Source organism: Brevundimonas sp., from assembly GCF_032107865.1.
In the GTDB taxonomy this organism is placed as follows: Bacteria; Pseudomonadota; Alphaproteobacteria; order Caulobacterales; family Caulobacteraceae; genus Brevundimonas.
In genome coordinates this window covers 1-8,295 of record NZ_DAMCNG010000121.1, presented here as the reverse complement: position 1 = coordinate 8,295, position 8,295 = coordinate 1, and the positions used below count along the sequence as shown (strand labels likewise).

At 67.5% G+C, this 8,295-nt stretch carries 8 protein-coding genes and 1 pseudogene; 5 read left to right on the top strand and 4 right to left on the bottom strand.

Annotation, left to right across the window (positions count from 1 at the left end; genetic code table 11):
* Positions 1-548: 3'-5' exonuclease (locus tag RT567_RS10775; RefSeq protein ID WP_313576378.1), on the bottom strand; the 548-nt coding region annotated here is incomplete at its 3' end.
* Entirely contained in the window at positions 527-2,851 is a 2,325-nt protein-coding gene (gene ligA / locus RT567_RS10770; protein ID WP_313576377.1) for an NAD-dependent DNA ligase LigA, read from the bottom strand. The genes RT567_RS10775 and ligA, both read right to left, overlap by 22 nt.
* A gap of 132 nt (positions 2,852-2,983) precedes the next feature.
* On the opposite strand from ligA, the gene RT567_RS10765 reads away from it, so the two are divergent.
* The 3 genes from RT567_RS10765 (at position 2,984) to RT567_RS10755 (ending at position 5,180) form a co-directional block, all read left to right on the top strand.
* On the top strand, positions 2,984-3,949 hold the full coding sequence (locus RT567_RS10765; protein ID WP_313576376.1) for a M20/M25/M40 family metallo-hydrolase: 966 nt from the start codon (positions 2,984-2,986) through the stop codon (positions 3,947-3,949).
* Positions 3,950-4,044: 95 nt separating this feature from the next.
* Positions 4,045-4,668, top strand: coding sequence for an isoprenylcysteine carboxylmethyltransferase family protein (locus RT567_RS10760; protein WP_313576375.1), 624 nt, complete (start codon positions 4,045-4,047; stop codon positions 4,666-4,668).
* On the top strand, positions 4,665-5,180 hold the full coding sequence (locus RT567_RS10755) for a hypothetical protein (RefSeq protein ID WP_313576374.1): 516 nt from the start codon (positions 4,665-4,667) through the stop codon (positions 5,178-5,180). Before RT567_RS10760 ends, RT567_RS10755 begins: the two co-directional genes overlap by 4 nt.
* A gap of 24 nt (positions 5,181-5,204) precedes the next feature.
* Here the strand turns inward: RT567_RS10755 and RT567_RS10750 are convergent, their stop codons facing one another.
* Positions 5,205-5,669, bottom strand: a complete 465-nt coding sequence (locus RT567_RS10750) for a peptidylprolyl isomerase (RefSeq protein WP_087140057.1) — start codon at positions 5,667-5,669, stop codon at positions 5,205-5,207.
* Between the two features lie 80 nt (positions 5,670-5,749).
* Here RT567_RS10750 and RT567_RS10745 point away from each other — a divergent pair.
* A pseudogene (locus RT567_RS10745) lies at positions 5,750-6,465 on the top strand (RlmE family RNA methyltransferase).
* 207 nt (positions 6,466-6,672) lie between these two features.
* On the opposite strand, the gene RT567_RS10740 reads toward RT567_RS10745, so the two are convergent.
* Positions 6,673-7,245: a DUF2061 domain-containing protein gene (locus tag RT567_RS10740; protein ID WP_313576373.1), complete on the bottom strand. Its 573-nt coding sequence runs from the start codon at positions 7,243-7,245 to the stop codon at positions 6,673-6,675.
* Between the two features lie 128 nt (positions 7,246-7,373).
* Here RT567_RS10740 and RT567_RS10735 point away from each other — a divergent pair.
* The coding region (locus RT567_RS10735; RefSeq protein WP_313576372.1) for an IMP dehydrogenase at positions 7,374-8,295 on the top strand (922 nt) is incomplete at its 3' end.

Below are 8,295 nucleotides of genomic sequence, written 5' to 3'. Positions count from 1 at the left end.
CTGGCCTCGGCCAGGGCGCGACAGTCGGCGGCCTGATGCACTTGAGCCGCCGCCAGGGCCACGGAGGCGCAGGCGAAGGCGTCTTCGGCCGCGTCGTGGTGGCGGAAGGCGACGCCCAGTTCGGCGCAGACGTTGTTCAGCTTGTGCGAGGGGAACTCGGGCCAGCTGATCTGGGCCAGCTTGACGGTGCAGAGGTAGTCGAATTCGGGATAGGTCAGGCCGTAGTGGTCGCAGGTGTTGCGGATGACGCTGACGTCGAAGGCGGCGTTGTGGGCCAGCACCGTGCGGCCTGCCAGACGTGGGGCGATGGCGGACAGGACGGCAGGGAATTCCTCGGCGTCCTCGACCTGTTCGGGGCCGATGCCGTGGAAGGCGATGTTGAAGCTGGCGAAACGCATCCACGGCGGGCGGATGTAGTGATGCTCGACGGATTCGATGACGCCGTCGTTGATCCAGGCCAGACCGATGGAGCAGGGGCTGGCCCGCTGCTCATTGGCGGTTTCGAAGTCGATGGCGACGGCGTGCATCAGGAAATGAGCGCCAGCCATTCGTCCTCGGTCAGGACGGCGACGCCGTGCTTTTCGGCGTCCTTCAGCTTGGACCCGGCGCCGGGACCGGCGACGACGTAGTCGGTTTTCTTGGAGACCGAGCCGCTGACCTTGGCGCCGAGGCTTTCGGCGCGGGCCTTGGCTTCGTCGCGGGTGAAGCGTTCCAGCGAGCCGGTGAAGACCACCGTCTTGCCCGCGACGGGGCTGTTGGTCGTGGGGGTAGCGACGTCCTCGACGCGCTCGAGCTCGGCGAGCAGGGCGTCGACGACCTGAAGGTTGTGCGGCTCGTGGAAGAAGTGGGCCAGGGCCTCGGCGGCGACCGGGCCGACGCCGGAGACGCCCGCGATCTGGTTCAGCATGTCGGAGGGGCCTTCGTCGCGCGCGACGGCGGCCCAGCGGATCAGGTCGGTCCAGCCCTCGGAGATTTCCGCCAGCGAGCGGCGGGCGGGCGCGGCCATGCCGGGGAAGGCGAGGGCGATCTTCTGATCCATCGGCGCCTCGGGCCACGGATCGTTGGCGTCGGGACGGGCCTCGGCCATCAGGCCCAGCACGCGGGTGGAGATGGCGTGGGTCGCGGCCAGCGTCTTCCAGTCATCGCTGGCGAGGCCGTTCGCGGCGGCCATGCAGGCGTCGCGGAAGGCGGTCCAACTGCCGAAGGCGCGCGACAGGACCAGAGAGGTCTGCTCGCCGATCTCACGGATGCCGAGGCCGAAGATCAGGCGGTCGAGGCTGATGACGCGGCGTGCGTCGATCCCGGCGATCAGGTTGCGGACGCTGGTCTCGCCATAACCGTCCTCGGCGCGCAGCAGGGCCAGCTTCTCCTCGTCGCGGGCGAGGCGGAAGATGTCGGCGGGCTCCTTGATCCAGCCGCGCGCGTGGAAGGCGATCAGCTGCTTTTCGCCCAGCCCTTCGATGTCGAAGGCGCGGCGGCTGACAAAGTGCTTGAGGCGCTCGACGATCTGGGCGTCGCAGATCAGGCCGCCGGTGCAGCGGCGCTTGACCTCGTCCCCCTCGCGCACGGCTTCGGAGCCGCAGACAGGGCAGACGGTGGGGAAGACGTAGGGGACGGCGCCGTCGGGGCGCAGGGTTTCGACCACGCCGACGATCTGGGGGATGACGTCGCCGGCGCGTTGCAGGACGACGGTGTCGCCGATGCGGACGTCCTTGCGGGCGATCTCGTCCTCGTTGTGCAGGGTGGCGTTGCGGACCACGACGCCTCCGACGGTGACGGGATGCAGGCGGGCGACGGGGGTCAGGGAGCCGGTGCGGCCGACCTGAATGTCGATGCCTTCCAGCACGGTCGTCGCCTGCTGCGCCGGGAACTTGTGGGCGATGGCCCATCGGGGGCTGCGAGCGATGAAGCCGAGGCGCTGCTGCCAGTCCAGCCGGTCGACCTTGTAGACCACGCCGTCGATGTCGTAGCCGAGGCGGCTGCGGTCGGCCTCCAGCGTCTGATAGACGCCGATCAAGCCTTCGGCGCCCTCGACGCGGGCCGAGCGGTCGTTGACCTGAAAGCCCCAGCTGCGGAAGGCCTCCAGCGCGCCGTGTTGGGTGTCCGCGAACGGGGCGGAGGTCTCGCCCCAGGCGTAGGCGAAGAAGGTCAGGGGACGCAGGGCCGTGATCTTCGGGTCTTTCTGGCGCAGCGACCCGGCGGCGAAGTTGCGGGGGTTGGCGTAGGTGCGCTTGCCTTCGGCCTCGGCGGCCGCGTTGAAGGCGTCAAAGGCGGCGTTGGGGGCGTAGACCTCGCCGCGGATCTCGATGACGTCGGGCCAGCCGGAGCCCGCCAACGTCTGAGGGATGCTGTCCAGCGTACGCAGGTTGGCGGTCACGTCCTCGCCGGTCTTGCCGTCGCCGCGCGTGGCGCCTTGGACCAGGACGCCCTTTTCGTAGCGCAGGCTGGCCGAGAGGCCGTCGATCTTGGGCTCGGCGACGAAGGCGATTGGTTCGTCGCCCGGCAGCTTCAGGAAGCGGGCGATGCGGGCGACGAAGTCGCGCACCTCGCCGTCGTCGAAGGCGTTGTCCAGCGACAGCATGGGCACGCCGTGGCGGACCTCGGCGAACTGGGTCGAGACGGGGGCGCCGACGCGCTGGGACGGGGAGACGGGGCTGGAAAGGGCCGGGAAGCGGGCCTCGATGTCGAGGGCGCGGCGCTTCAGGTCGTCATAGTCGGCGTCGGAAATCTCGGGCGCGGCGTCGGCGTAGTAGAGGGCGTCGTGGCGCGCCAGTTCGGCCGACAGGTGATCCAGCTCTTCGCGCGCCTGGGCTTCGGTCAGGGTTTCGACGGGCGTGAAGAGGTCGGACATGAGAATCGCAGGAAGTCGGTAAAGGCGGAACGGTTCCTTATCACCCTGCCGCCGCCATGACAGAAACGTAATCTGACGCGGCGGCCGGGGGCCGTTAGCGTCGCACCTTAAAGATTCCTGCCGGAGCCCTCCATGCGTCCTGTCCTCGTCAGCCTGTCCGTGATCGCCGCCGCCCTGACGCTGGCCGCCTGTGAGACGACGACGGCGCCTGTGGTCGAGGCGCCTCCTGTCGAGGCGGCGTCCTCGGGCGACTACGCCCAGTTGATGGATGATCTGCGCATCCTGTCGGCGGACGACATGCAGGGGCGCGACACCGGCTCGGAAGGCGGGGCCAAGGCGCGCGAGTACATCGTCGGGCGGCTGGAGGCGCTGGGCGTCCAGCCCTCGCCCATGGGGCGTCTGCAGCCGTGGGAGATGCAGGGCCGCACGCGCGAGGGGACGAAGACCTATAGCGGAACCAACATCATCGGCGTGATCCCCGGCACGCGCGTGGCCGACAAATACATCGTGGTGACGGCCCACTATGACCACGTCGGCGTCAACGACGGCCAGATCTACAACGGGGCGGACGACAACGCCTCGGGCGTGGCGACCATGCTGGAGCTGGCCAGGCGTCTGAAGGCGAACCCGCCTGAGCACAGCGTGCTGATCGTGGCGCTGGACGGCGAGGAGCGGGGACTGTTGGGCGCCAAGCATTTCGTCGAAGCGCCGCCGGTGCCGCTGCACGCGATCGCGATGAACTTGAACTTCGACATGACGGCGCGGGCGGACAGCGACGGCAAGCTGTGGGTGACGGGGACGTATCAGCACCCCTATTTCCGCCCGGTTCTGGATCAGGTTCCGGCGCGTCAGACCGTGGCCCTGGCCTTCGGCAAGGACACGCCCGAGGACAAGGGCGCCGACAACTGGGTCGAGGCGTCGGACCACGCCGCCTTCCACCGCGCAGGCCTGCCGTTTCTCTATTTCGGGGTGAATTATCACACGGACTATCACCGCCCGAGCGACGACTTCGAGAAGGTCAATCCGGCGGTGTTCCAGGACGCGACGGAACTGGCGATCGGCGGCTTCCGGGCGCTGGACCGGTGGCTGGATCAATGATTTTCGCGAGCGCGAAACGCTTGCAAAGATAGGCCTTGAAACCGCCTTCATAGCGGCGTTCTGTCGCACCCCTCTTCAGTCGAGGAAATACAGATATGTCGGCGACGCAGGGCTTTGATCTTCAACGGGTGCAGAAGCTGCGGAAGGCGGCGCTGCTGGTCGGATTGATCGGCGTGGTCGGGTTGGCCTTCGTCAGCCGGTCCATGGGCGGCGAAACCATGCTGCACGAAGGGTTGGAGGCGTTCGGCCTGGGCCTGATCGTCGTCTGCATCGTCGGGCGGGCCTGGTGCTCCCTCTATATCGGCGGGCGCAAGAAGGCCGAGATTGTGGATCGCGGACCCTATTCGATCAGCCGCAACCCGCTGTATGTCTTCAGCTTCATGGGGGCGTTCGGCGTGGGCGCGCAGACGGGCAGCGTGACGCTGGCGACCGTCTTCCTGCTGCTGACCGTGGCGGTCTTCTACGCCACGGTGAAACGTGAAGAGGCCTGGCTGGCGGGCGCGTTTGGCCAGACCTATGCGGACTATTACGCGCGGACGCCGCGCTTCGGGCCGGACTTCTCCAAATGGCGCGACGCCGACAGCCTGGAGGTGCGGCCGCAGTTCTTCCTGACGACGCTGCGCGACGGCCTGGTCTTCCTGCTGGCCGTGCCGCTGTTCGAGTCGGTCGAGCGGTTGCAGGATCTGGGTTGGTTGTCGGCCCTGGTGCGCCTGCCTTGAGGGGCTTGCCGATCCTGCTGGCGGCGGCGCTGGCCCTGACGGCCGCCGCCTGCGACCGCAGCGCGACGCCGGACAAGACGGCGCAGGCGGCCGCCTTCAAGCACGACCTGCCCGAGGATGTGTCCGGCTACTATATTCCGACAGCGGCGGTGCAGGTCGGCGACTGGCGGCTGCATCACCTGTTCATGGGCCAGGTGCCCGACTTTATGGGCTGGCGCGACGGTCAGCGAACGGCGGGCTTTGCGCCGATCATGATGGAGTTCGAAGCGGGAGATAAGACGCGGCGCACGCGGCTGATCCCGACAGCCTATGACGTGACCGAGGGCCGGGTGCGTTTCGAGGCGCAGTCGCGTGAGCTGGGGGCGGTGTCGTTCGATGGCAGGCTCGACCAGGATGCGCTGGCGAAGGCGCGGCGCAATCTGGGAGATCAGGGCGTGGTCCTGAAAGGGACGCTGAAGGTCGGGGACCGGACCTTCGACGGGGTGTCGATGCGGTGGTGGGCGGGGGACTGATCCCCCGCCGCTGAACCTTCGTCTTTAGGCGACGGTCGCCTTGACGATCTTGCCCGGAGCGCGGGGCGGCTCGCCCTTCGGCAGGGCGTCGACGTGATCCATGCCTTCGATCACTTCGCCCCAGACGGTGTACTGGCCGTCCAGGAAGCGGGCGTCGTCGAAGCAGATGAAGAACTGCGAGTTGGCGCTGTCGGGGTTGGCGGTGCGGGCCATGGAGCAGACGCCGCGAACGTGCGGCTCCTTCGAGAATTCCTGCTTCAGGTTCGGCTTCTTCGAGCCCGAGGTGCCGGTGCCCGTCGGGTCGCCGCCCTGGGCCATGAAGCCCGGAATCACGCGGTGGAAGACCACGCCGTCATAGAAGCCTTCCTTGGCCAGGTCGGTGATCTGCTTGACGTGGTTGGGCGCCAGGTCGTCGCGCAGCTTGATGACGACGTTGCGGTCTTCGCCGTCGCCGGTGTCCAGAGTGAAGGTCAGGGTTTGGTCGGCCATCGGGCGCTCCTTGAGGTTATGCGAGCCGGAATTGTGCGCGGGTCATAGCGGCTGAACGCCGTCAGGGCTATGTGGGAAGCATGAGTGAAGACGAAAAGCCCGCCGACAAGCCGCAGGAACGCCGCCGCATGGTGCGCCTGCCCACGGGCGGCACGGCCTCGGGCCGCAAGGTCGGCCAGAAGATCAAGACGGCCGACAAGAAGTCGCTGTCCAGCCAGGCGTGGATCAAGCGTCAGCTGTCGGACGAATGGTCCGACCGCGCGCGGGCCGAGGGCTGGCGCAGTCGCGCGGCCTTCAAGCTGATGGAGATCGACGACAAGTTCCGGCTGATCCGGCACGGGTCGCGGGTCATCGACCTGGGCGCGGCGCCGGGCGGCTGGGTGCAGGTGGCGCTGGATCGCGGCGCGGCGGCGGTGGCGGGCGTGGACCTGCTGATGATCGAGCCGATTCCGGGCGCGACGCTGATTCAGGCGGACTTCACCGATCCGGGCGTGGATCAGCAGATGCTGGACGCCATAGGCGGGGCCTGGTGCTGTCGGACATGGCGCACAACACTATCGGCCATCGCCAGACCGACCACTTGAAGATCATCGCCCTGATTGAGATCGCGGCCGACTTCGCCATCCGCACCTTGCGTCCGGGCGGGAATTTCGTGTCGAAGAATTTCCAGGGCGGCGACGCCGGCGGGGTGCTGACGCGCCTGCGCGAAGAGTTCGAGACGGTGAAATACGTGAAGCCCGAATCGAGCCGCAAGGGCAGCGCCGAGGTCTTCCTGGTGGCGCTGAACAAGCGGTAGGGCGCTGGCCCGCCGTCTTCCAACCCATGAATAACCGCCCTCATCCTCAATAACCGCCGTCATCCTCGGGCTTGACCCGAGGATCCAGACATCCGCCTGCGTGACGTCAGCGAGGATGAGCGCGCCGCCGCACTGGATCCTCGGGTCAAGCCCGAGGATGACGGCGTGTGGGAAGGGCGCGGCGTGGGACGTGGCGGAGCGCGTCGGTTACGCCGATGCGCCCTCAGCTGCCGCAGCGGCGCGACGGGCGGCTTTCCTGGCCTCGACCCGCGTCCAGATGCGGTCGTGCAGGGTGAAGAAGACCGTCTGCACCAGCGGCTCGATGGTGCCGATGGCCAGGGCGATGCGGATGTCGCGCGTCAGGGCGTAGGCCACCAGAACTGCCACGGCGAAATGCATGACGCCGTAGGTGACGGTCTTCAACGCGATCTGCTTCAGATTGCGGGGCAGGGCGTGGCTGTGCCCATGTGCATGGCCGTGGTGGTTGTGCGCGCGGTTCTGCTCGTGCGCGTTCATGACCTCCAGACGGGCGGTGAAAGCCTCGGCCGTCTCCTCGACGCGGGACAGCATCTTGCGGCGCTCGACTCGGTGCCAGACGCGGTCGTGGACGGAATAGGCGATGGTCTGGAAGATCGGCTCGACCACCCCGACCGCCAGGGCCAGCCGCCAGTCGCGGGTCAAGGCGAAGGCCACCAGGATCGCCACGATCAAGTGCATGGCGCCATAGCTCGCAATCTTGAGAGCGAGCTGTCGCGCCGTGTTGATCAAGATGCGAACCATTATCGGGAAATGCGGCCTCTCGCCGTCCGTTTCAAGGCAATTCCTCTTATATGCACGATAGCGCGGGCTTGGGGTTGCGGTTCCCCGCCAACGGGCGCTATACGCGGCCCGCAAAATGGAGGCTCCAAATGGAGATACGCGAAGGCCTAACCTTCGATGACGTTTTGCTCGAACCCGGTCCGTCCGAGGTCATGCCCGCTGATGTCGATGTCTCGACCCAGCTGACACGCGAAATCAAACTGAACATCCCGCTGCTGTCGTCCGCCATGGACACGGTGACGGAAAGCCGCCTGGCCATCGCCATGGCGCAGGCGGGCGGCATGGGCGTGCTGCACCGGAACATGACCATCGACGAGCAGGCCGAAGAGGTCCGCGCCGTCAAACGCTATGAAAGCGGCATGGTGGTGAACCCGGTCACGGTCGCCCCCGACACGACGCTGGGCGAAGTCCTCCAGATCGTCGAGCGCAAGAAGATCACCGGCTTCCCCGTGGTCGATCCCAAGAGCGGCAAGCTGGTCGGCATGCTGACCAACCGCGACATGCGCTTCGAGACGGACCTGAACCTCAAGGCCGCCGATCTGATGACGACAGGCGAGCTGATCACCCTGCGCGAAGGTTCGGCCGGGCGCGAGGCGGCGCGCGAACTGCTGCGCACGCGCAAGATCGAGCGGGTCATCGTGGTGGACGACGCCTATCGCGCCGTCGGCCTGATCACCATGAAGGACATCCAGAAGGCCCAGGCCTTCCCCAACGCCTGCAAGGATGAGCAGGGCCGCCTGCGTGTCGGCGCCGCCTCGACCGTCGGCGACGCCGGGTTCGAGCGCGCCATGGCGCTGGCCGATGCGGGCGCGGACGTGGTGGTGATCGACACCGCCCACGGCCACTCGGCCTCGGTCGCCCAGGTGGTCGAGCGGATCAAGCGCGAGAACAACCGCGTCCAGATCATCGCCGGCAACGTCGCCACCTATGACGCCACCCGCGCCCTGATCGACGCGGGCGCCGATGCGGTGAAGGTCGGTATCGGGCCGGGCTCCATCTGCACCACCCGTA